The 24114-nt window shown below is 33.4% G+C and carries 19 protein-coding genes and 1 pseudogene; 14 read left to right on the top strand and 6 right to left on the bottom strand.

Features of this window, described 5'->3' with window-relative positions:
* Positions 1-364: 364 nt before the first annotated feature.
* Together recJ and ACOI1D_RS07895 are read right to left on the bottom strand one after the other, a co-directional pair.
* On the bottom strand, positions 365-2026 hold the full coding sequence (gene recJ, locus ACOI1D_RS07890; RefSeq protein WP_422500667.1) for a single-stranded-DNA-specific exonuclease RecJ: 1662 nt from the start codon (positions 2024-2026) through the stop codon (positions 365-367).
* A 147-nt stretch (positions 2027-2173) separates the two neighbouring features.
* The gene (locus tag ACOI1D_RS07895; RefSeq protein WP_422500668.1) at positions 2174-2542 is read right to left on the bottom strand and encodes a hypothetical protein; all 369 of its coding nucleotides are present in this window, start codon (positions 2540-2542) and stop codon (positions 2174-2176) included.
* A 556-nt stretch (positions 2543-3098) separates the two neighbouring features.
* On the opposite strand from ACOI1D_RS07895, the gene ACOI1D_RS07900 reads away from it, so the two are divergent.
* From ACOI1D_RS07900 to ACOI1D_RS07915, 4 genes are all read left to right on the top strand, one after another.
* Positions 3099-5138: a type I restriction-modification system subunit M gene (locus ACOI1D_RS07900; protein ID WP_422500669.1), complete on the top strand. Its 2040-nt coding sequence runs from the start codon at positions 3099-3101 to the stop codon at positions 5136-5138.
* Positions 5138-6463, top strand: coding sequence for a restriction endonuclease subunit S (locus ACOI1D_RS07905; RefSeq protein ID WP_422500671.1), 1326 nt, complete (start codon positions 5138-5140; stop codon positions 6461-6463). The genes ACOI1D_RS07900 and ACOI1D_RS07905 overlap by 1 nt, the downstream gene beginning before the upstream one ends.
* Positions 6460-9432 carry a type I restriction endonuclease subunit R gene (locus ACOI1D_RS07910; RefSeq protein ID WP_422500672.1) on the top strand — a complete coding sequence of 991 codons (2973 nt, stop codon included), beginning with the start codon at positions 6460-6462 and terminating at the stop codon, positions 9430-9432. Before ACOI1D_RS07905 ends, ACOI1D_RS07910 begins: the two co-directional genes overlap by 4 nt.
* 202 nt (positions 9433-9634) lie before the next feature.
* Complete coding sequence (locus ACOI1D_RS07915) at positions 9635-10135, top strand: hypothetical protein (protein ID WP_422500674.1); 501 nt, start codon at positions 9635-9637, stop codon at positions 10133-10135.
* A gap of 310 nt (positions 10136-10445) precedes the next feature.
* Here the strand turns inward: ACOI1D_RS07915 and ACOI1D_RS07920 are convergent, their stop codons facing one another.
* The 3 genes from ACOI1D_RS07920 to ACOI1D_RS07930 all read right to left on the bottom strand — a co-directional run bounded on the left by ACOI1D_RS07920 (position 10446) and on the right by ACOI1D_RS07930 (position 13084).
* Positions 10446-10640 (bottom strand): hypothetical protein, encoded by a 195-nt coding sequence (locus ACOI1D_RS07920; RefSeq protein WP_422500675.1) that lies wholly within the window; start codon positions 10638-10640, stop codon positions 10446-10448.
* A gap of 783 nt (positions 10641-11423) precedes the next feature.
* Complete coding sequence (locus ACOI1D_RS07925) at positions 11424-12086, bottom strand: hypothetical protein (protein ID WP_422500677.1); 663 nt, start codon at positions 12084-12086, stop codon at positions 11424-11426.
* 20 nt (positions 12087-12106) lie between these two features.
* Positions 12107-13084: a DUF6731 family protein gene (locus tag ACOI1D_RS07930; protein WP_422500678.1), complete on the bottom strand. Its 978-nt coding sequence runs from the start codon at positions 13082-13084 to the stop codon at positions 12107-12109.
* 181 nt (positions 13085-13265) lie between these two features.
* Between ACOI1D_RS07930 and ACOI1D_RS07935 the strand changes: the two genes are divergently transcribed.
* From ACOI1D_RS07935 to ACOI1D_RS07945, 3 genes are all read left to right on the top strand, one after another.
* A complete protein-coding gene (locus ACOI1D_RS07935; RefSeq protein WP_422500680.1) occupies positions 13266-13523 on the top strand; it encodes a hypothetical protein in 258 nt (85 codons plus the stop codon).
* A 347-nt stretch (positions 13524-13870) separates the two neighbouring features.
* Positions 13871-14689 (top strand): hypothetical protein, encoded by an 819-nt coding sequence (locus ACOI1D_RS07940; RefSeq protein WP_422500682.1) that lies wholly within the window; start codon positions 13871-13873, stop codon positions 14687-14689.
* Between the two features lies 1 nt (position 14690).
* Positions 14691-15140 (top strand): GIY-YIG nuclease family protein, encoded by a 450-nt coding sequence (locus ACOI1D_RS07945; protein WP_422500684.1) that lies wholly within the window; start codon positions 14691-14693, stop codon positions 15138-15140.
* 86 nt (positions 15141-15226) lie between these two features.
* Here the strand turns inward: ACOI1D_RS07945 and ACOI1D_RS07950 are convergent, their stop codons facing one another.
* Positions 15227-15592, bottom strand: a complete 366-nt coding sequence (locus tag ACOI1D_RS07950; RefSeq protein WP_422500685.1) for a hypothetical protein — start codon at positions 15590-15592, stop codon at positions 15227-15229.
* A gap of 340 nt (positions 15593-15932) precedes the next feature.
* Between ACOI1D_RS07950 and ACOI1D_RS07955 the strand changes: the two genes are divergently transcribed.
* The 7 genes and pseudogenes from ACOI1D_RS07955 to ACOI1D_RS07985 all read left to right on the top strand — a co-directional run bounded on the left by ACOI1D_RS07955 (position 15933) and on the right by ACOI1D_RS07985 (position 23939).
* A complete protein-coding gene (locus tag ACOI1D_RS07955; protein WP_422500686.1) occupies positions 15933-17807 on the top strand; it encodes a TniQ family protein in 1875 nt (624 codons plus the stop codon).
* Between the two features lie 105 nt (positions 17808-17912).
* Positions 17913-18395, top strand: a complete 483-nt coding sequence (locus tag ACOI1D_RS07960) for a hypothetical protein (protein ID WP_422500688.1) — start codon at positions 17913-17915, stop codon at positions 18393-18395.
* 418 nt (positions 18396-18813) lie between these two features.
* Entirely contained in the window at positions 18814-20868 is a 2055-nt protein-coding gene (locus ACOI1D_RS07965) for a transposase (RefSeq protein WP_422500689.1), read from the top strand.
* A 181-nt stretch (positions 20869-21049) separates the two neighbouring features.
* On the top strand, positions 21050-21172 hold the full coding sequence (locus tag ACOI1D_RS07970; RefSeq protein WP_422500690.1) for a hypothetical protein: 123 nt from the start codon (positions 21050-21052) through the stop codon (positions 21170-21172).
* Complete coding sequence (locus tag ACOI1D_RS07975; RefSeq protein WP_422500692.1) at positions 21165-22079, top strand: TniB family NTP-binding protein; 915 nt, start codon at positions 21165-21167, stop codon at positions 22077-22079. The genes ACOI1D_RS07970 and ACOI1D_RS07975 overlap by 8 nt, the downstream gene beginning before the upstream one ends.
* Before the next feature lie 57 nt (positions 22080-22136).
* A pseudogene (locus ACOI1D_RS07980) lies at positions 22137-22541 on the top strand (TniQ family protein); the annotation flags it as partial.
* Positions 22542-22601: 60 nt separating this feature from the next.
* Positions 22602-23939 (top strand): hypothetical protein, encoded by a 1338-nt coding sequence (locus tag ACOI1D_RS07985; RefSeq protein WP_422500713.1) that lies wholly within the window; start codon positions 22602-22604, stop codon positions 23937-23939.
* Positions 23940-24114 lie beyond the last annotated feature (175 nt).

Below are 24114 nucleotides of genomic sequence, written 5' to 3' on the forward strand. Positions count from 1 at the left end.
CTTATAGGGAACGTTCGTTCCTATCATAACACGATAAATGATTACTTATCAAAGTAATATTATGGGTAATCTCCTCAAATTGCGTTTCATGAAAACGGACTACCAATTTGAATGGGATGCAATACATTATTTTGGGCTTGGATTTCCAGGTTCTTTTTTTAATTCATTATTTAAGAGAAATAATGTATAATGTCATTCCGTTCTATATTTAACTAAAGAGCAGTTGTGAAATAAACAACATCACTATTTGAGTTTATGGTGGGGAATTTTGTCTGATTTTACCTTGGATTTCCGAAAATAAGATAACAGCTTAATAAATGAAGGGATTTGTATTAATCAAAAAAGCATCTATTTGATAACATTCCTACTTACCTTTAGAAAACTTTATATCCTGTACCAAAAATGAATCGTCTTGATTTCTATATAAAAAGTCAACGTCCTTCCCTAGGATAGTATCAGCAAAGTTTCCTTTTGAAAATGCGGTTACCTTTTTATTTCCTATATTAAATGATAAGTGCTGCTTAGCTTGACCGAAAGCTTTAACCTTTCTTGGCGTAGCCCTTCCTGAATAGAATATAGGTTTTTCAAATCCCATTCCAAAAGGCTCTAAAGCATTAATATCACTAGCCATATCACGGCTAAAATAGTGGAGGGGGAGTTGACAAAGAAACGTCATAATTGGTTCTATCACGGCTTCGTGAGAAGCTGAACGCTGTACTTCTAACTTGAATGCTTCGATATCATCATGTTTTAAAGAAAAACCAGCTGCTGCTTTATGTCCACCAAATTTTGAAAAAAAGCTTTCACATCGATTAAGCGTATTAATTATGGAAAAATTAGTCCCATTAACTCCGCGGCACGATCCTGTACCGCAGTCTGATATTACAATGGATGGCTTTTTATATTTTTCTGAAATCCGTGAAGCTATAATTCCGATGATTCCTTTAAAATAATCTCCTTTAATCACAATGACATTCTGCTTATATAGTTTATGGTGAATAATTTCTTTTTCTGCATGGAGATACTGAGTCATCGTCATTGATTGGCGCTTTCTATTAATATTTATTAACTCTTTTAATTCATCTTCGGTAGTATCCGCATTGGCTAAAAGGTGGACAGCACGATTTGGATTGTCCACTCGACCAACTGCATTCAGTATCGGTCCTACCTGAAAAGCAATTGTCGAGCTATTAATGGACTTTACATTTAAAACCTTAAATAACTTTTTAAAAATGTCTTGGGGACATATATTCATGCGCTTAAGACCAGCGTGACAGATTGCCCTGTTTTCACCTTGAAGTGAAACCAAATCGGCAATTGTACCAATTGTTGCAAGATCAATATATGGTCCGGCATGTTGGTCCCATTTCCGTTTCGATACACTAAATAATGCTTGGACTAATTTCATCGCTACACCCGCCCCACATAAATCGGAAAAAGGGTATGTGTTGTCTGGACGTTTTGGATTTATAAAAGCTAGGCATTGAGGAAAGGCATCTAACATATCGTGATGATCTGTTACGATGACATCAATACCTTTTTCTTTTGCGACTTTTATTGCATCATGCGCTGATGTGCCATTATCAACCGTGATGATTAACCCCGTGTTTTGGTCAGCAATTTCCTCAACGGCTTTTGGTGTAATGCCATATCCCTCTTCTCTTAGCGGCAGACGAAAGGACACATTTGCTTTAAATTCATTTAGTGCCTTATAAAGGATGGTGGTTGCCGTAATTCCATCACAATCATAATCACCAAATATAAGAACTTTTTCTTTTTGTTTTATTGCTTTGATTATCCGATGAACCGCTTTGTTCATATCATTTAATAAAAAAGGGTTGTGAAAGTCGTCTAGAGTAGGGAATAATAAATTGTATACTTTTTCTTGATTGTCAAATCCCTGTATAAACAGCCAATACATTAATTTTGGGTCCATATCAATTATTTTTGCAAGGTAGCACATCCATTGCTTTTCTGGATGGTCTTCCAATGCTGGATTCACCGGCATCCATATTGTTTTGTTCATTAATTAAATCATCTCCATTAATTATTGCCAGTCAATTGAACAAGTGTTTTTGCTTATGAAAAACCTTCATTCCACAATATATTGCCTAGCTAGAATAACGATATAGGTATGAACAGCAGAACACTTATAAAGTAAGGCTCAGATCTATTATTCATCATCACAATAAAACCAAACATATCTTTCTCCAATATACTTCTTTAAGTTTAATAAGAAGGTATCATCTGCTATGTCGTTTTGGTCGTAATAATCGAGATAGAAGTGTTTCAAATCATCAATTAATACTTTCCTTTGTAGTTTAAAGAAAGATTTAGGAACAGGAAAAGCGTCTTGATAATCAACATTTTCTTTTATTATATAGAAGTACAGTTCAAATTGCTGGTCTAGATCTAAATTACAGAGATTTTCTTTATAGAAAATTACTCCTTGTTTTTTCCATTTAATCAGATTCCATTTAAGTTGTAGTACATTGTTACTATCACCACTCTGTAGAAGTTGTTCCAATGTAATTGATTTCATTTGTCAAACTCCCTTTATTACAGTTGTGCGCTTTAGTTTACCCCAATAAATGGAATTTATACCAAATTTTATATGTGGGGAATGTTCTGTTTAGTTTCAGATAGCATCGAATATTATATATACGATGCGGTAAACTTCCTGAATATCTTTAAAAAGCAAAACTAAATAAGACGTAGCTCCTTGGTTTTTTTAAAACAGGAGAGTGCTGTATTATGCAAAGATAGTATTGGTGAATGGTTTAAATTATTACGATTTAAGCAACTAAAGGAGCTTGATTTCTCAAGACTTCTTTTTTGAATATTTATCTATTTTAAACTTTATTAATTTTATAAATTCTACTATATTCACTCAATAAACCATTTATTAAGAGTGAGATGTTATAATTATGACAGAAGTAATGATGATGCCATTTAAGTTTTAAAACGTTATCCTGGTTTTCACTTTAAATTATTTTGGTGCCTTTTTTATGGTTGTTAACATCATTGCATTTTTGGTTTGATACAATTTGAATTATGAATATATAATAATTATAAATAATTTTATAGGTGGTGTTGATATGGAAATTTTAAAAAACAATGAATATGTTAATTTTATATGGAAAAACGCAAAAATATTACGAGGTCCATATGCAAAAGAGGAATATCGCGATGTTATTCTACCGTTGAGTGTATTGCGTCGATTTGATAGTTTGTTAGAACCAACAAAAAAAGATGTATTAGAAAAAGCAAAATCAGTGAAACATGATGCTATTTTAAACAAAATAACAGGCTATGACTTTAATAACACAAGTCCTTTTGACTTTCAGACGTTATTAAAAGACCCTGATAATATCGCAGACAATTTACGTAATTACATACAAGGTTTTTCTTCTAATGTTCGTCTTATATTTGAACGATTTGATTTTGAAGGCGAAATCAAAACATTGGATGAGCATAATTTGCTGTATAGTGTCATCCAGTTGTTTGCAAGTATGGATTTGAGTGTTTCAACAGTGTCTAACATGCAAATGGGATATATTTTCGAAGAATTAATCCGTCGTTTTTCTGAGAACGCCGAAGCTGGGGATCACTATACACCACGCGAAGTTATCAAACTAATGGTGAACCTTATTTTAAACGAAGATCAATCAGAGTTAATGCAAGAAGGTAAAATCACGCAAGTAGGGGATTTTGCTTGTGGTACGGGAGGTATGTTGTCAGAAGCAACGCAGTTTATTAACGAGTTAAATCCGAATTCTCAAGTCGAGGTGTTTGGTCAAGAACTCAATCCAAAATCGTATGCGATAGCCTGTGCTGATTTGCTCATTAAAGGGCAAGACGCTGGACATATTGCCTTCGGTAACTCCTTAACCAATACGGATGGTCATAAAGACTTACAGGTGCGTTATGCCTTGATGAATCCTCCGTTTGGTGTGGACTGGAAACATTTTCGTGATGATATTCAGGAAGAGCATGATGAAAAGGGAAAAGAAGGACGCTTCGGCGCTGGTCTTCCGCGTACGTCAGATGGTTCTTTATTGTTTTTGCAACATATGGTTTCGAAAATGAAACGCGATGAAAAGGGAAGTCGTATGGCGATCATTTTCAACGGCTCTCCTCTATTCACAGGTGATGCAGGTAGTGCAGAAAGCGAAATTCGTCGTTGGATTATGGAAGAGGATTTATTAGAAGGTATTGTTGCACTTCCGAATCAACTTTTCTATAACACAGGTATTTCAACGTATATTTGGATTTTGTCCAATCGCAAAAATGATGATTTGGCAAAAGGTGCGATTCGTAAAGGGAAAGTACAATTGGTTGATGCAACCGATTTTTACGAAAAAATGCGAAAGAGTCTTGGTAATAAACGTAACGAAATTACGGCGTCTCAAATTGATGAACTCACACGAATTTACGGTGATTTCAAAGAAAATGAATACAGTAAAATTTTTGATAATGAAGAATTTGGCTTTCGCAAAATCACAGTTGAACAGCCTTTACAGTTGAATTTTATGATATCTGCAGATCGAATAGATGGCTTGTATACTGAGTCAACTTTTGCGAAATTGTACGATGAAGAAACATACATGGAATTAAGCCTTAAAAAGAATCAAAAGCCAACTGATGTAAAAAAAATAGAGAAATATGACGCTGGTAAAGAATTACAAGAAGCAATAGTTACCATACTTAATCAAAATATTTCTGATAAAGTGTACAAAAATCGTGAAGAGTTCATGAAGGTCTTGAAACCGCTGTTCAAAAGTCTCCCTGAAGTAAATGCGGGACTATGGAAAGCGATTTATATGGGCTTATCAGAACGTGATGAAACTGCAGATGTTTGTAAAAAAAGCAAAGGTCAAATAGAATCAGATCCGACACTTCGTGATACAGAAATTGTACCTTTAAAGGAAAACAAAGTTGAATATTTTGAGCGTGAAGTATTACCGCATGTTCATAATGCGTGGATTGATAATAGTAAAGAAAAAATTGGTTATAACATTCCTATAACACGTTATTTTTATAAAAATGTGAAACGTGAAAGCTCCCGAATTCTAAAACAAAGGGTAGTTGAACTTGAAGAAAGTGTTAATGATTTGTTAAAGAAGGTGCTAATATAATGAGTTACAATCTATACGATCAGTATAGAAATACTGATATTGAATGGTTGGGAAAAATACCCCAACATTGGGAAATATCAAAAGTGAAGTATATTGGTAATTATATTAATGGATACGCTTTTAAACCATCGGATTGGGTGGGAGAGGGTAGAAAAATAATTAGAATTCAAAATTTGACTAATAAAAATGCAGTTTTTAATTACTACAACGGGAAAATAGATGATAAGTACATAGTTAGAAGCGGGGATATATTATTATCGTGGTCAGCTAGTTTAGGTGTATTTTTGTGGGATGACGAAGAAGCTTTGTTAAACCAACATATTTTCAAAGTATTACCGAACCCAAAGTTAGTTACAAAGGACTTTTACTTGTGGTTATCTAAATGTTTTATACATGAAATGCAGAAAGATACCCATGGATCTACAATGACGCATTTGACTAAAGACAAGTTTGGATCATTTGTAGTACCGCTTCCAAGTTTCGAGGAACAAGAAAAGATATCCTCATTTTTAGATGAGAAATATTCTGAAATCCAGCAGGTTATCGATTCTAAAGAAAAGCAAATTAAAACTCTTGTTCAATATTGTCAATCTCTTATTACGGAAACTGTAACAAAGGGACTTGATCCTGGTGCAGTAATGGGAGACAGTGGTATAGAATGGATTGGTAAGGTTCCAACTCATTGGAATATAAAAAGATTGGGTTTTTTAGGATATTTACAAAATGGAATTAGCAAATCTTCAAACGACTTTGGCTTTGGTTTTCCTTTTCTGAGTTACGGAGATGTGTACAAAAGTATGGAACTGCCTAAGGAAGTCTCTGGTTTAGTAAACTCTTCTCGGTCTGATAGGAATATCTATTCTGTTAAGAAAGGTGACGTATTTTTCACAAGAACATCTGAAACAATTGACGAAATCGGAATAACATCTACCTGCTTAGAAACGATTGATTTAGCTACTTTTGCAGGCTTTCTAATTAGATTTAGACCAACCAAAAATGGCTTAATACCAGACTACTCAAAGTATTACTTTAGAAGTCAAATGCACAGAAAGTATTTTGCTAAAGAAATGAATTTAGTCACAAGAGCTTCTTTAAATCAGGATTTATTGAAGAAACTTCCTGTATTGATACCTCCGGAAGATGAACAAATACAAATATCCACATTCTTAGACGATAAATGTTCAAATATTAATAACCTAATTCTTAGAAATAAACAACTAATTAAAGAACTTAAGTCTTATATGGAATCGCTCATATACGAAGCGGTAACAGGGAGAATTGACGTACGAAATTACACTGAAAGCGACCTGGAGGTGGAAAAATGATTTTAACCCCTAATGTTTTGAAGGAACGTGCGTTTCAAACAGTGGTCAAGGAATACTTGACTGCTGAAAACGGCTATATCGAAGGAACGAATAAAGATTATAACCGCCAGTATGCAGTAGATGAAACGCAATTATTTTTATTTCTGGAAGACACCCAAGAAAAAGCCTTAAATAAATTAAAAGAAATTTATAAAGGGCAATACAAGCAAAAGATATTATTTCGATTGGATAATGAGCTAAAGAGCCGTGGGATGGTCGATGTACTGCGGAACGGAATGAAGGATTATGGTGTGACTCTTCATTTGGCTTATTTTCAACCACCTACGACTCTAAACAAAGATCTAATAGCACTCTATAATAAAAACCGTCTCTCGGTTACGGAAGAGCTCACACATAAAGAAGGAGAACGGATCGATCTTGTTTTATTTTTGAATGGATTACCTGTGTTAGCATTTGAACTTAAGAATGAATTTACGGGTCAAGACATACGGGACGGGGAACATCAATGGAAACACGACAGAAGCGGTAAAGACAAGTTGTTCCGTTTTAAACAACGTGTGATCGCCTGTTTTGCTATGGATACAAACGAAGCTTCGATGACCACAAAATTGAATGGTACGAAATCTTTTTTCTTACCATTTAACAAAGGGGACAATGGTGGGAAAGGCAATCCATCTGTCGAAGGAAAATTGAAAACCCATTATGTATGGGAAGATGTATTAACACGAGATAATGTATTAGAGATCTTGGATAAGTTTGTCTATTTGCAAGTAGAAGAAGAGGAAGATGATGAAGGAAAAATCAAACAGAAGGAAATATTAATATTCCCTCGTTATCATCAACATGATGCGGTTAGAAAGGTTTTAACGCATGCCAAGGATTTTGGTTCAGGGCAGTCCTATCTGATTCAACACAGTGCTGGCAGCGGAAAGACGAACTCCATTTCATGGTTGTCACATCGTTTAGCGACATTGCACGATGAAAATAACAATTCGATCTTTGAGGGTGTCATTGTTGTAACGGACAGAAAAGTGCTGGACAAGCAACTACAAAAAGCTATTTATCAATTAGAGCGTAAGGCAGGAATGGTTGCAAAAATTGAAGAAGATTCAAATCAGCTAGCGGAATCATTAAATAAAGGCACAAAGATTATCATCACAACCATTCAAAAATTCCCTTACGTATTAGATAAACTTGGAGCATTAAAACATAAGAATTATGGAATTATCATTGATGAAGCACACTCATCCACTAGCGGCAAGAACATGGCAGCACTTACAACAAGCTTGACGCTGGAAGAAGCACAACAACAAGACCAGGAAGCAGAAGAAAATGAAACAGATGCGGAAGAAAAAATCCTAGATGAACTTTCACGTGTGGGCAAACAACCAAACATTAGCTTTTTCGCGTTTACAGCGACTCCTAAAGGTAGCACATTAAAAATGTTTGGCACAGAAGATGATGAAGGCAAACCGCACCCGTTTCATCTCTATAGCATGAAACAAGCCATACAAGAACGTTTTATCTTAGATGTGTTGAAAAATTACTTGACGTATAAAATGTATTATAAAGTAGCTAAAAAGATTGAAGAAGATCCAGAATTTGAAAGTGCCAAAGCAACCAAAGCCATTGCTCGCTTTGTCAGCTTGCATCCGCATAACATTGATCAGAAAACAGAAATCATTGTGGAGCATTACCGAAGAATTACTAAAAAACAATTAAACGGTCAGGCAAAAGCGATGGTTGTTACAGCTTCCCGCCTGCATGCGGTCCGCTATAAATTAGCATTTGACGCTTATATCAAGAAAAAAGGCTACAAGGACTTGAAAGCGCTCGTTGCTTTTTCGGGGGAAGTAAAAAATAAAGGTAATGAATATACGGAACCTGGCATGAATGGGTTCTCAGAAAAACAATTAACCAAAAAGTTTGATAGCGATGATTACCAAGTGTTACTTGTAGCAGAAAAGTATCAAACTGGCTTTGACCAACCGAAACTACATACGATGTTTGTAGACAAAAAATTAACAGGGTTAAAAGCAGTTCAGACATTATCGCGCCTAAATCGCACGTATGCAGGTAAAGAAAACACTTTTATATTGGATTTTGTAAATGATCCAGAAGACATACGAAAGTCATTTGAGCCCTATTATGAGGAAGCAGTTCTAGAAGGAGATATCGATCCAAACGAATTGTATAGTGTCCAACAGGAAATAAAGGATTATATGATTTTGCGTGATGAAGAAGTGGATAAATTTGTAGACATTATTTATAAAGAAAAACAAACCAAACGGGATACAGAGTTATCCAATAACTATATTGATTCAGCAAAGAAGCGCTATGATGAATTAACAGAAGAAGAACAACGTGACTTTGTTAGTAAAGCACGAAAATTCAATAGCATCTATATGCTTGTATTACAAATTACGCCGTTCGAAGACATCGAGCTGCATAAATTATTTGTCTACCTGCGTTACTTCCTGAAAAAGGTGGCTCTGAAAAAAGGCACTAAAGTGGATTTAGAGGACAAAGTGGTGCTTGAATATTATTCACTTAAAAAGAAAAACGATGAGAATATTTCACTAGGTGAAGACGATGAGGACTACACGGTTTCTGTTAAGGTTGCAGGTGGTCGGGCAAATGAAGATCCACCAAAAGATCCGTTAACAGCTATTTTGGATCGGCTTAATACGAAAAATGGAACCGATTTTGGCAAACATGAAAAGTTAAATATGCAGCAAATCGTTGATATAGCAACAAAAGATGATTCGCTTCGTACACAGGCAGAAAATAATCCTTTTGATGATTTTATCTTAGGGTTTCAACGGAAATTTGAGGGTTATGTTGTGGATGGATATGATAAGAACCAGGATTTCTACGGTAAAATCTTAGGAGATGAAATATTCCGTAAACAACTTGAACAAGCAGTCGGTGAATATGTGTATGACGTATTAAAACAAGGCAATTCCTAGTGAAGGGATGCCTTGTTTTCTAATAGGAATTAACTATTTTCCGATTTAAGAACTTGAAATCAAGGGATCGTCGTTTACGGCGACCTTATTTTTACATTTGAAGAACCATTGGAATTTTATGTTAAAATAAACATGTGGACAAATGTACTTAAATTAACAAAGCACGATTGTTCATTAAAAAGATGGAAAGGTGTAATTCTTAATGGAAGTCGCTAAAACTCATTTAATTCAAATACAATGGGAAGGGTCCTTTAAATTAATAGACCTCCCTACTTTAAAGAACGAAGAAACAGATTATGGAATCTATCAGATTTATGGAAAGCACCCAATTTACGGTAGTGACGTATTGCTGTACATCGGTAAAGCAGATTGCCAAACACTCGGCAAAAGAATTTCTCAAGAGAATTGGATAGACACCAACGATTCCAATAATACAAAAATATACATTGGTAAATTACACGGTCCAACCATCCCATCAGAAGAAATATGGTCGAAGGAAATTGATTTAGCTGAACGATTATTAATTTATGTTCACAAGCCTGCTTATAATTCAAAAAGTATATCCTCTCTTCCAGATACCGAACTCCAGAGTGTACATATATTGAATTGGGGTCACCATAGAGACCTTCTCCCAGAGCTTTCTGGATTAAGATGGACTAGTAAGTTATATCCTTTAGAATATGAGACGTATAGATGGGAATGAACCATTTTCTGTAATAAAATATGTGATTGTGAAAATTTTCCACTTAAACTAGGGTGCTTTACTTCAATAAAGAAGGGATTTCTTATTCAACTATTGTAGCAGGGTTGTTTAAATTATAAGAAGGTAAACAAAGAAAATACTTCCCTATTGCTGACGTCAGTTAAAGAAGGCATTAGTAACAACGAAACTGACTTCCATATAATTGGAAGTCAGTTTATTCATAGTACAAATCAACATTAAACTTTAACAGAGCCTTATTTTTAAGTCGATAAAGAAGCCTCTCCCACGAGGCTTTGTACAAACCTTTCTGTTAATCCTTATCTGCTTCTGGATCTTCCTCTAACATTTTCTGGCATATCTCTTCTTGAAACTCACTTTCCCAGTCTGAATGGTAATCTATTACCCGTTCAGACATCCCGCCATTAGCAAAATATTCTTTATCGTAATCCAACATCTCCTGCAATTCATCGAACCCAACTAAATGCCCTGGTAATCTTTTTTTCATTATAAAATCCCTCCTTACTCCTATAATCGAATCAAAAGGTAAAAAGGTGGCATATATTTAAAAAAAGTTTTCAAAAAAAAACTATAATCAGGACTCAATTCCACGCTTGTTCTTTACGTTCGAAATGACTTGCTTTATCTCCATAAAAATACTGTGTCTATGGCAACATTTCACTATCATTGATAAAATGAGCTTATCTTATCGTATGTTATACGAAATTGAAAATAGCTTAAGGAAATTTATTAGTAAAACTAACTATTTATACTATGGTCTGTCCTGGATAAACTTTGTAAGACCGCCAATTAACTTACATACCTCAAGCTATTTTGATCTAGTAAACCACCTTATCAATAACCCTGTATTTAATTCAAGATTTAATAAGCCTGGTATAAGTCAGTTAATCAAGCTAATACAAGCTAGAAACCAAGTGTGTCATCTGCGAACCCTTACCGAAGAAGAATTGATACTCTTAAAAAACTGTCACTTTTTTGTCCTAAAGCTTGAATGAGCAAGAAGGTTGTTTTTAATCCTTAAATGATAAATGTAATATTTATTGCTAAATATGGTGCAATTTATTATACGAATTTAGTTACATTTACTGCACACATAATATAGGCTTCTTGTTCCTCAGGGTGCTTTAGTTGAACAAGATAATAGGGAATTAAATAAATACAGCACAGTCCAGTTTTGAACTGTACTGTACTATTTTTAATAATTGTATTTTATAGTTCAAATTTTAGGTTTTGTGATAAGAAGCCGGAATCCCTCAATTTTTTGACATCACTATTTAGGGTTTTTTCTTTTGGCTATTTCATTCATAATAATGGCTCTATTTCTATCCTTAATTTCATCTTTTTCATTCAGGAAATTTTCAAGTCTTAGAAAAATTTCTCTTTGTTTTTTTGTTTCTAATTTTTGCTTTTCGATTGATTCATGCAAGTTTGAAAGATCTTTTCTAAATACAACGAACAAGGCTAATCCAACTTTCAAAGCCGATAAAAACATATATAGAAATAAAATAATTAAAAACAAATTCAATAACTGCTTTGGGTAGGAGACAAGTTGTTCAGCTAACCATGGATAAAAAATTGTATAAAATAAATAGGAAAAGGCAAACAAAAAAGCATTTTTAATAAAAGTAATCAACTTAAAGAAATTCTTTTTAGGAATCGTTCCTAAAGTTGATTCCGCTTTTATTGTCCCCAATATAGAGAAAACCGTAAAGTATATTCCTAAGAAAACAGTAGCCACTGTGACTAAAATACTTTCTCTGGGTGCCAAAATACGTTCTGCCAAAAATGTAGTAATATTTTCACCACTACCTATATTAAAATGATTTAACCAATAAAATATGTTTGATCCAATAAAAACCACTAATACAACAATATTATTAAAATACTTCTCATAAAATAAATATAGTTTATCAAGCGTTTTTATTTTGTCCATTACAATTGCGCCCTTTCATCTTAGGCACCTGCTTCAGCTTCTTCTGGAAGGGTGTGGGGTGTTATTTCAGGAAGTTCTGCATATTCCACTTCATCTTCGAATTGCTGATAAGCGGTGTTGCCAGGTCTATTATCAATATTAAATTTAGATTCCATTTGATCGAGAATGTACTCATATCCTGTAGCTGCATCTCCTTCCAAGATTACGCTTTTTAAGATATTTTGATTCTTTAAATCAACTTTTTCCCGTCTTCCGGTATTAGGAGAATGGTAATCTACCCTTACAGAAGCAAAAATCTCATCTTCAATATTTAAATGGGTTAAAAGTCTGACCAACTGTTGCGCTTCAATTACGTCGATTCTTTTTCTTCCATTACCAAATTTAATTGTAGCAACATTCGCACCAAATTCTTGATGGCTTTCTCTGGTTTTATCTATAAAGCTACCAAAAAAACTATCTGTTTCAAAGGTATTGTCAACATCCCTAGTACAGTCAATCGAAAGTTCGATACTGTAAATTTTACTGGATTGTCTGATATCTGTTAGTCCTACACGTGTTTCGATTGGCTCTAGCAAAATATCCCAAAAGTTTTGAGGTTGTTTTGGTAAAAATGAGGAAAGATATTCAACAATTTCATTCGGGCGGCTTCCAATATGATTATACTCAATTGCTATTTGTTTAAACTGACCAATAAAAAAGCAATTTGTAAACTCAATCACATCATCCTCAATTGGTCTTGCCATGTTAGTCCCAATCCTACCAGTGTATGGCTTGTATGTTTCTCTGTACTTTGCTAATGCAATCGACCGGTTTAAAGAATTTAATGGATGTTCCGTATCAATAAGTTTTAGGTGTAGCAAGGATAATTTTTTCTGGTTCCAAAACTTTCCCATATCATCCATTGGGTAAATCACATCAATTAACGATTGAACTGGGACAGAGGTTTTAATACCATTTCTTGTTAGATAAATATTGTAATAGAGAATCGTTCTTGACAAAAAATCACCTACTATATTTTATTAATTTTATATTTATTTTTAACAATATAATACTTTATTATATCAAAAGATTTGGAGTTTTTGTTTGGAATTGTAAATATTATGTTAATAATTAAGGAAATTAGAGGAAATATACTAATTTTTCTTGAATATTGAAGCATGTCAGGTAGGAGTGTAGGATTTGTTGTATACGAATGACTTAAATGTGATAATTCCAGATGGATTGTTAGAGGGAACTATGGTAAACGAACGTAAAGACAAAATAAATAATAACTTTGCAAAAATGCGCTTTGTTTTACACCGTTACAATGTGTTAATTGCCGTTGGCTGGGATCCCGACCGTCAATACATTTACTGGATTATCTTTTCGATTATCTGCTTCATGCTTACTGCTCTGCTAACACTGGATATTAAATATACCATGAACAAGGTATTGTGATTGTTAGCATCTGCTACAAATTCGATTCATTATGAACATAGAGAAAAGAATGATTGTTATCTTGTTGGATTATCTCCAAATTTAATAGCCATAATTTCTAAGGAAATTTCCTATGATAGTTGCAGCACTTGCTTTTTCAGTTAATGAAATCTCATATTCAGATAAATAGAAACCCAATCAAACATATTAAAGATTTCATGGTATTTTTTTCTGACAAAACACTACTCATAAAAAAGCTGAGTGCAGTTACATTAGCGAACTAATAATTGGCTTCATAGTAATAATTGAAAAAATTTATATTACATACTTTTATATGATGTAGTAAATACTATTATGGGTGAACTATAATGTCATATAAAATAACGTATCGACAACAGGCAAAATTTGACGAATTAAAGGCATTTCATTTTGAAGAATGTCCCTCTATTGAATGGGAAAAGGAAGCAGTTGAACCTTTTTCAAAGAATGAGCTTGGACCAAATGAGAAAGTTTGGGTTGAAAAAGAATTGAATTATAATCCGTCTTTTATCCCAAGAAAAATAGGTTTAAGTAAAATTGTTACAACATACTTACGATTTAATAAAAAGAGAGGGAGTAAAGTGGATTGTTCACTTTATAGGAATTGGGAACAACAGTATCCTTTAGTTAAAAGTATGTTAGAAGGTGATCAAGAATCATGGAGAGAGGTTGTGAAAACACATGCCACTTTTCATAAGCGACCCCAAATTGCAGAAGCATACAGTTTGCATGTTCACAACGCAAATATAATCGAATGTGATGTCTATCTACACACCCTTGAAAAAATGATCCCTAGTCGTATTGAGAAAGTAACCAAACGGGGAAACGTACGCTATCATGATATGCCTAAGACAAAACGATACGAGCTGTATGAGTCTTATGTTTATAGTTGCTTAAATAAGATCACGAATGATCTATTTGCAGTGTTACCATGCCACAGTATTTTTATAAATGGCGTAACAGGTACGTATGAAAATCATCTTCCAATACTTTCATCTCTTATAGAACGTAAGCGGCATCAACAGAAAAGGTGCCCTAAGCGTACGATAGAGCGTCACCGCCATATGGTAACTTTTAAAAAGAGAAGTGGATTTTATCCATTAAATCGGGTCTATTCACCACAAGTCCTTTTTAGTAAGGAGTTATAAAATGGAATTATTATACTTGATCAGTATTGCGATTATTGTGTTATTTATTTATAAAGTTTATAGGCAATTAGCTGCTAGTAGCGGTGAACAAAATACTGTACAAGAATGGCATCAATTAAAGCCGATAAGCCAGCGATTTGATTCAAAAGGGCTCGATAGTGGATATGTTTATTTTGTTAGGGAGTCAGGTAATCATCGAATTAAAATTGGAAAGGCAAAAAATCCGGAACAACGTATACAAAATGATTTTGGTACAATGATGCCATATGAATTTATTATCATACATTTAATTAGAAGCGAGAACTATCATAAAACAGAAAACCTTTTCCACCGATATTTTGGCGATAAACGTTTCAAGGGAGAATGGTTTGATTTGACTTCAAAGGATTTGGCGTGGGTTCAAAAGGAAAAGTTCCCTAGAGAGATAGAGGATTCTATCCAGGGTTATTGATATTAGGAAACAGGACGTATAGTAAAAACTCATAGGATATAAGTAAACGAAGAGGTTACAGTACCTCTTCGTCTTTTTACGAGATATTAACTTTGGTTGTTGGGAGTGTTAATGTATGTAACCATGACATCTTTAACATCCTGAACTGGTTTCTTTTTTTCTAAGTATGAGTACGAAATTTCATCTATAGAAAAAACATGGGCTTCCACAATCATAGGGAACTTTTTTTGAAATTCAATTTTTGCTCGTCTGGAGTAATAATCCAGATTAGAATTATTCTTTTTTTTCATGGTCATCACGAATTTAATATGAAGTAGATGGTTTTGATTGGAAATCTTATGTGCTATTATATTGTACTTTTCAAATTCATCGTTTAATCTTCTTTGTATTAATTCAACTGATATCTTATCAGAATTAAAGAATAATTGAGTTTCTCCTGTAACTTTTATCAATTTCATCACCTAATCAAATTATACCATGAGCCAGCAAATAATTAATAGATTTTTGTTATGCTACATTGAATATTACAAAGATACTATTAGTTGTTTTACCCTTCGTAATCCTGGTCTATTTTTTCTAAGCAAATCAAGGTGGACTGGGAATAGATGGATGTATTTCAAAACAAAAGAATATTGTTTGGTCTATACATTGGTTACCTATTATTCACCTTAGACTATTGAAAATAAAAGCAATTCACGAAATGATTAACCGTGTAGTGAATAAAACCTTTAAAGTATGTTTATAATTACAAACATAAAAAATGATATCGATAACTATAAAGAAGGTGATAAAATGAAAGTATTACTAAACCGTCCGGCTATGATGAAATATGAAAGTCTAGTGAGTTTTTTTTATAGAATAACAAAGGCAAATAATTATGCAACAGTAGCAGCTATATCTCGAGAAATTGATGCAAAATTGTTTAAAGTGGACAGAAATAACTTTTCGCGAAATCAAATAAAAAAAATTGCAGAAATTACATTGAAGAATGAGGATGATTTTACGAATAAAACACAGAATTATTTTGATGAAAAAATCGAATCACAATTTGCTAGATTTCTGTATTTTAAAAGGGGCTTTAAATTTTGTCCTAAATGTATTACTGATCAATACCATAACAAAATAATATGGAATTTAAATACCGTTACTGTTTGTTTACAGCATAAAACGTTTTTGGCTGATTGTTGTATGAGTTGCAAAAACCCTGTTTCGATGTTGTCACTGGTAAACGGAAAATGTATAAATTGTAATTTTTCCTTATTGGATACACCACTTAATACTCTCAAGGTAAGCTCCCCCATTTATCGTTCGCAAAAAATCCTTCAACGATACCTATCTCATTTTATAAATCGTAATGAAATAGCAATGAAATACTCGTTTAATGACTTAATAGAGCTTGCACACAAAACCCTATTCTTATTATCGAATTTAGAAAGCTATTTACCGGATTATGACGGGAAAATATCTGTATTTATTGGTAAAGTACAGCAGCAAGAAATAAGCAATTATGATTTTGCGATTGCGCTTGGGAATGTTTATTGGGTTTATAAAGATTTTCCAGTTAATTTTCATAGACTATTAGATGATTTCTCGAATAAAGGCAACTTTGACAAAAGAAAGAGACATAGACGTAATTTTGAAGAATTATTTATAAACCTAAAATTTCTGCCAATAAAGCATGCCTATAATGACTATTGGAAAAACAAAGCAAAAAAAGGGGAAATATCAAAAAGCTATTTAAACTATCGCCAAGAATTACAGAAAGTATTTAAAAAAAGTTATTGTACGAAAGGCGATTTAATAAAGACCGGAATCTTAACTCGCGATGAAGTGGAAAATTTATTATATAGTAATTCTATTGAGGTACGGGAAATAAATTTTGGCGGATTAAAGCAATTCGTTATAAAATCCGATCAGATGGTTAAAATCAATTGGTATAAAAATCAATCTTCTAATTTAATTAGAAAAAAACAAGCCGCTAAAATGTTAGGTGTTTCGATTGAATCATTAAGACGATTAGTTAATAAAAAAGTATTAAAATGCTACAAGAATCCGTTATTAAAAGGGGAATTGCTTAAAATCGATGATGTGAAAAAAATCCTAAGTCTTTCAAATAATCATGTTGATGAAACCAATTACTGTATAAAATTTAACGAAATAATAAATAAATATCGATGCCACGGCGTCACAATAGAGCTGATCGTTACATCATTGATAAAAGGGGAATTAAAAGCTGTTTCATACAAAAAGGAACCACAGTTGACAGATTTTATTTTTGAGGAAAACGCATTATTGAAATGTTTAAGTAAAAACAAACCGGAGAATAAATATTATAATTTGACGGAAGTTGCAAAGTTGTTAAATGTTGATTTAAGAATGGTTAAAAAGATGATTGGAATTGGTTTGATCAAACCGCTGGTTGATGGTAAAACTTATTTATTTAATAAAAAAGAAATCGGTTCATTTATTGATGAATACATTGAGTCAAAAGACGCTGCCGAAATGTTTGGTATAAGAAGAGGATTGGTAAATAAGTGGGTTCGAAATGAAGAGCTACCAAATTATAATAAAACCATATCGCGTACCTTTTTGTTGAAAAAAAATGAAGTAGAAGAAAAGGTAAACTATTATAGAAAAAAGCAATTAAAGAAAAAATCACATGGCTAAAAAATGTCATGTGATTTTTTTTATAAACTTTTTCTCTAAAATTGTTTATTATATAGCTTTTTGGTTAATAAAAATAGGAAAGCCAAAAGGAGGAATTTAAAATAGGTGTATATCGAACGAGTAAGAAATTATATAACTCAATTACATAAAACTAATCCGAAGGAATTCAATTTATTTTTAGATAAGCTGATCATAGTATTAGATCGTGATTTGGATATCCGTAAAAAAAGAAAGGATGTAACAAAAATAGTTAAAAATTTTATGAAGGAGGACCCTAAGTACCCAAGTGGTAAATATTACGAAGCTTATTTGCTTGCTATAGACGAGATGTCATACAATGGGGCAAAAAATGTTTTAGATGGTGGGAAAATAAAATCTCCGCATACCTGGAGAGAACTCTTAATCCTTACAACATCGAAAGAAACATTACCAGAATATATCGCTCACCATTTCACTGATCAGGATATTCTTAATGAAGTTGAGGTGTTAATTAATTCATCAATTTTATATTGCGCGAGTGAAACAAAGAAAGAATTTAGAGAGAAGTTACATGATTTCAATAGATTTCTAGCAATAAAAAAAACATAGTATCGATATTGGAAAAAAATGGCGGGGTTTTATAAACCCGTCTTTTTATTTGCTTAAAATCAATAGGGGTTTATTATAATGCACCAACTAAGTGTCGGGATTATAAAAAAACATTTTTTAATTTAATAATTTGTTTGATTGGGATGTATTTGTTTAAAGAAAAATATATTTTGATTTAAATATATTAACCAAAAATTAGGCAATGATTTGGCTCTTGGAAATACGCTATGATGAATCTTGTGCAGGGGATCACCAGTGATTCCAACTAATCAAACGACGATTTTACTGGGGCAATATGTCATTATTCACCAATTGGGTAATTTATTCAGGAAAGTTGTATATAGTAACAATACAAATTCCTAGTTGGAGGAAATTGGTAATAAAAAGGAAACCGCAAATAATTGTTGGAGGAGATCTAATGGTCAGAACTACACCTGGTGTTGGAGAACGATTTATTACTAATGACGACGTTGTTTACGATATTATAGAAAACCTGCTTGACGAAAAAGGGGGTGATAAGTTTCGACTTAGAAACAGAACCTTTGGCGGTGAGAGAATGATGACCCGTATGGAAATTGTTAAGTTAGTAGAACAAGGTAGGGCACGTTTTCATGAAGAAGGACGTAATACGATTGAAATTAGTAAGTCTGGTATCAGAGGTGCGAGGGTTCCGGATTTTTCTATGTTAAATGAGGAAGAGAAAAATCAGGCTAAAGAGAGATATGAAGCAATCAAACCAATACTAGCAAAACAAAATCCATCTAAAAAAGATATTACCCTAAGAGTTGAGGAACTGAAAAGCATGGATAAACCCGGATCAATTGCTTCTATTTATAGATGGGTTAAGGCATATAAACAAAGTTCAGAAGATATTCGTTCATTGTTATCAAACTATGAAGGTTGTGGATCCGTAGGAAAACAGTTCTCTAATAAAGTAGAAGAAATACTCGAAAACGTAATACAGGAACATTATTTAAAACGCGAGAATGAATCTATCGAGGGACTCTGGTATCTCATAAAAGGAAAGATAAATAGAGAAAATAAGCAAAGAATTAAAAATGAACTGGTACCATTAAAGTGTCCATCAAAATCGACTGTCAGAAGAAGAGTGATAGAAGTTGACATCTTCCAAGCAGCCAAGGAAAAGCACGGCATACACCATGCTTTTAATAAGTACGGCAAAGTCAATTTGAAAAAAAAGGCTGAATATCCACTAGAGCGAGTGGAAGCCGATCACACGCAACTCGATTTATTTGTAGTTGATGAAGAAAATGGTTTACCGATAGGGCGCCCATATTTCACTTTGATTTTAGATTGTGCTACTGGTTATCCACTGGGATTTTATATGGGATTTGAAAATCCATCTTATACTTCCGTTATGTATGCCCTAAAACATGCAATTTCTACTAAATCATACGTAAAAGAATTGTATCCGGAAATCGAAAATGAATGGCTAGCTTATGGTTTACCTCAACAATTGATTGTTGATAACGGAAAGGAATTTCGGAGTAATTCTTTAAAAGATGTTTGTCTCCAAATGGGGATTAAGTTGGAACACGCTCCGCCAAGAAACCCTTGGTGTAAAGCACAGGTGGAAAGATATTTTAGGACAATAAATCAACAATTACTTCATAGTAAACCAGGCACAAGCTTTTCAAATATATTGAAACGAGGAGATTACGATCCTAAAAAAAACGCAGTTATTAGTTTAAAACTATTATTGAAAATTTTTCATAAATGGTTGTTAGATTTTTATGTGATCGCCCCTCGTAAAGGTGTTGACGGAAAACCGCAGGAATTATGGCGAAATGGAACAAGAGGTCTAGTACAACCTCAAATTCTTTCCTTTAAGCCGGATTGGGAAATTATTTTAGGTGCAAAAGGTAGTGGGACGATACAAAGGTCGGGGGTACGTCATAACCATTTATTTTATCTATTGCCTCCGAATGAGGATTTACAAAACAAATTAGTACAAAAGTACGAAAATACCAATATTGAATTTAAAATAAATCCGGACGATGTATCAAAAATTCATGTATATGACGAGTTCAACAACAAATATATTGAAGCACTTTGTACAGATCAAGAATATTCAAAAGGGCTCAAGTCGTATACACATCGATCAATAGTAAAAGCAACGCGAGAAAAGTTCAACGATGTAGACAATGATAAATTAGCGGAAACGAAAGTTGAGATACAAGACTGGGTTGATAACGCATGGGTTTCCATCAAAACCAGAGACCGTTCCAAAGCTGCAAGACACAAGGACATTGGTTCAAATCAAATCTTAAAAGGAGGTAATCCCGAAAAGGAAATCTCCAAAAAAGAAGAAAAACAAGTTGCTCCGAAAGTATCTAAGTCTAAAAAGGCAAAAGAAACAAAAGGTGAGGAAAGAAAGAAAGTAGTAAACGTGGCACCACCGATTTTTGATGACGATGACGATGATTTTTCATCAGATATATCTGGATTTTAGAAAGGCTCGTGGAAAGCAGATGCAAGGAGAGCAGACAAGCTATGACAAGCTTTTTTAACATGAAAGAGGCTAAGTGATTTGTATATAGCATCGTTACCCCACCACTTACAGAAGGATCAAATTATCATCTAATGGGTTCTAAAGAAGTCGCTACACGGAAGTTGCATAAGGTAATCGAATCATGCGAGGTAACAATTCGACCGGTACACCAATTCAATACAAGAAAGAAAAATATAACGAGCCGATACTCAAGATTAAAACACTTGGGTTACTTCGGCAAATAGGAGCGAAATATAATGAATGAAAATAGTAGAGAAATATATGAAGATATGACTAAAGCACAGAAACTTAAACAATTGAAAGATTTCAAAATTATTCACCCGGAGTTCAAAAAAGCATTAAAGATGATTAAGGATTGCCATGAGTCTTCTAAGGTAGCTGCTGATCCGAAATCTGTTTTAATAACAGGTGATTCAGGCGCAGGCAAAACTACAATCTACCATTATTATGCTGACAGGTTCGACCAAATCATACATGGGGAAAGTCTTACAACGAAACGAATACTACATGCTAGTATACCTAGCCCAGGATCGACTAAATTTGTTGTTGAGCAACTTTTAGAACAAATGGGTGATTTTAGGTTTGATTCAGGGACATTAAATAATAAAACGCATCGGTTAACACGATATATAGAAGAAAATGGCGTTGAGTTAATAATGTTGGACGAATTTCAACACTTTTTAAAACCAAGTAAAAAGAGCGTTTACGATACCGCGGATTGGTTCAAATCCTTAATTAATAAAACAAATGTGCCAGTTGTTTTATTCGGATTAAAGGAGAGTGAAACAGTTTTGAGTACAAATGAACAATTATCAAGAAGATTTAAAAGGCGCATAAAACTAGAGCATTTCGGTTTTAATACGAAAAAGGAAAAAAGCGCCTTTAGAGCTCTTCTACGAGAAATAGACAGAAACTTACCATTTAAGCAGGATTCGAATCTTGATTCTGAAGACTTTTCTGAACGATTTTATTATGCTTCCAATGGACTGATGGATACCATCACTTCTTTAATTCGGGAAGCATCGTCCTTTGCAATTGAAGAGAATGCAGACTCACTTGAATTAAAGCACTTAGCATGGGCATTCTCGCTTGATGGACACGCAAACCGTGGTAAAGACAATCCATTTGAATATGAAGACTTTACTTCTTAACAGACTATCGAAGAACTACTAACATCTAATGTGATAACACCAAGGGGAGTACGGAAGATGCAAAGCAACTATTTGCTTAGATACTGTAAGCAGTATGAAGGGGAAAGTTTGTATTCAATTATTTACAGAAATGCGATAAACCTAGGTTTTGACCACCCCTCATCCATGCTAAAAGAAATATCAGTACATTTATATACGAGCAGCTGTAACTATTATGATGATGACCAAAAATCGACGATCCTATTGGCAAATTTTTTAAGTCGAATCAAGGGCTTGGAAATTGATTCACTTACTTTAAATAAATGGAACAACATTCTTTTCAGCAAAGGAAAGCCAAATAAGACCCAAAAGGATATATACTTTTATCGGTATAAATCCAAATTTTGTCCACATTGTTTACAAGAAAAGTTTTATCACCATTTAATTTGGGATGTTTCATTTGTTACTGTGTGCAATATCCATAAAACCTACCTTATTGATAAATGTCAAAAATGTAATAGTAAGATATACCACTCACGTTTAATGAGGGATAAGTGCAAGTGTGGATTTTCTCTAAGTGAAAGTGAGATAAAAGCTTGTCATTCGGTCCCTGTTCTAAAAAGCCAAGAGGTTTTCCAGGATCTCCTTACAGGTAATAAAAACAAAGTAACTTTAAATACAAACGACATTAGTGCTAAAGAATTTTTTGAGCTTTTTGGTCATTTCGGTTATTTAATCAGTGGTATTCCAAGTAATGTATTGGATCAGTCCTCAACTATCCAAAAAATAGCTTTTTCGAAAAGATTAGCAACAAGGGATATAGAAATGCTTACACTGATGACAAGAGTTATTTACCAGTTAATTGTATACCCGTCGCTACACTTTGTTAATGTTATGGCGTTTATCGATAGAGAGATGAAGAAGTATCAACCAGAACTGTACCGAAATAGACAGGCTAGGCTGAAAAAAATCGTGAATCATCCAAGTGGAATGTTTTATCAAGAACAATTGATAAGGTATTTCGAAAACAATAGAAGCCTAAATGATACCAAAAGAACGATTGTAAAGGGTCAAAAACTGAATAATAGCTATATAGGTATTGGAGAAGCTAAGGCTATTACTAAAATAGATCATGCTTCAGTTGAAAAATTGATTGAAATTAATGCTTTAAAAACATACCCTACCATTGATGGAAAGTCATTTGTTCTAAAACGGGAAGAAGTAGAGAATCTTTTGAAAGTAAAAAAAGAATGTATCGGATTAAATGTTATTATAAAGGATTTAGAAATACGTTTTCAAAACATCATTAGGATTATAGACAGAGGAAAAATAGAAGTTTTTCATGGTCCGGGGAAAGACGGATATTACAATTGGTTAATCGAAGAAGTGAATTACAAAAAATATAAGGATAAACTTTTTCAAAACACAAAACTGGTCGAAGAAGTTGATGAAAGTTGGATTACTTTTTCACAATCAGTTTTTAAAGTCCGGAATTGGGGCGTTTCGTTTGAAGATTTGCTCGAGTTGGTGGAAAATGGAGAAGTGACATCTGTTTTATTAAAAAATAGGCAATCACTTAAAGGTCTTTATATATTGAAAACGGATGTAGAACATATCGTAAAGGTCAAGCAGAGTCAAATTATTGAATCCAATGGTTACGCAACAAAAAAGCTAATAAAGGTACTAAAAATGGGACAACCGAAGATTGAAAGGTTAATTGATAAAGGTGTACTAAAAGTAACGCACCAACAAAAGAATGAGAACGGCACAATAACAAGGTTTATTAGTAAAGACCAGATTATCGATTACCTAATGTGTTCTCGCGGGTGGAATAAAAAAGTTGTAGAAGATTATTTGGCAATAAATTCGGGTTATAGATAGAATAAAAACATGACTTATAACTGAATTATAAAACGCATTGGTTTTAGGACCAGTGCGTTTCTTGTTTTACTATATTTGTGTTCGGTTATTTATGTTGTGCACTTAGCGTACTTTTCATTATTTACAAACCTTTGTTACAATAAAGGAAATAATTACAAAAAAGCTCGGGGGTTAT

Source organism: Virgibacillus sp. DJP39, from assembly GCF_049310925.1.
GTDB lineage: Bacteria > Bacillota > Bacilli > Bacillales > Amphibacillaceae > Virgibacillus_F.

Excerpts from the sequence above, each read along its gene's own strand:
- recJ (WP_422500667.1), bottom strand. The coding sequence starts at position 2,026 with ATGAACAAAACAATATGGATGCCGGTGAATCCAGCATTGGAAGACCAT.
- ACOI1D_RS07895 (WP_422500668.1), bottom strand. The coding sequence starts at position 2,542 with ATGAAATCAATTACATTGGAACAACTTCTACAGAGTGGTGATAGTAAC.
- ACOI1D_RS07900 (WP_422500669.1), top strand. The coding sequence starts at position 3,099 with ATGGAAATTTTAAAAAACAATGAATATGTTAATTTTATATGGAAAAAC.
- ACOI1D_RS07905 (WP_422500671.1), top strand. The coding sequence starts at position 5,138 with ATGAGTTACAATCTATACGATCAGTATAGAAATACTGATATTGAATGG.
- ACOI1D_RS07910 (WP_422500672.1), top strand. The coding sequence starts at position 6,460 with ATGATTTTAACCCCTAATGTTTTGAAGGAACGTGCGTTTCAAACAGTG.
- ACOI1D_RS07915 (WP_422500674.1), top strand. The coding sequence starts at position 9,635 with ATGGAAGTCGCTAAAACTCATTTAATTCAAATACAATGGGAAGGGTCC.
- ACOI1D_RS07920 (WP_422500675.1), bottom strand. The coding sequence starts at position 10,640 with ATGAAAAAAAGATTACCAGGGCATTTAGTTGGGTTCGATGAATTGCAG.
- ACOI1D_RS07925 (WP_422500677.1), bottom strand. The coding sequence starts at position 12,086 with ATGGACAAAATAAAAACGCTTGATAAACTATATTTATTTTATGAGAAG.
- ACOI1D_RS07940 (WP_422500682.1), top strand. The coding sequence starts at position 13,871 with ATGTCATATAAAATAACGTATCGACAACAGGCAAAATTTGACGAATTA.
- ACOI1D_RS07945 (WP_422500684.1), top strand. The coding sequence starts at position 14,691 with ATGGAATTATTATACTTGATCAGTATTGCGATTATTGTGTTATTTATT.
- ACOI1D_RS07955 (WP_422500686.1), top strand. The coding sequence starts at position 15,933 with ATGAAAGTATTACTAAACCGTCCGGCTATGATGAAATATGAAAGTCTA.
- ACOI1D_RS07965 (WP_422500689.1), top strand. The coding sequence starts at position 18,814 with ATGGTCAGAACTACACCTGGTGTTGGAGAACGATTTATTACTAATGAC.
- ACOI1D_RS07970 (WP_422500690.1), top strand. The coding sequence starts at position 21,050 with ATGCGAGGTAACAATTCGACCGGTACACCAATTCAATACAAGAAAGAA.
- ACOI1D_RS07975 (WP_422500692.1), top strand. The coding sequence starts at position 21,165 with ATGAATGAAAATAGTAGAGAAATATATGAAGATATGACTAAAGCACAG.
- ACOI1D_RS07985 (WP_422500713.1), top strand. The coding sequence starts at position 22,602 with ATGAGGGATAAGTGCAAGTGTGGATTTTCTCTAAGTGAAAGTGAGATA.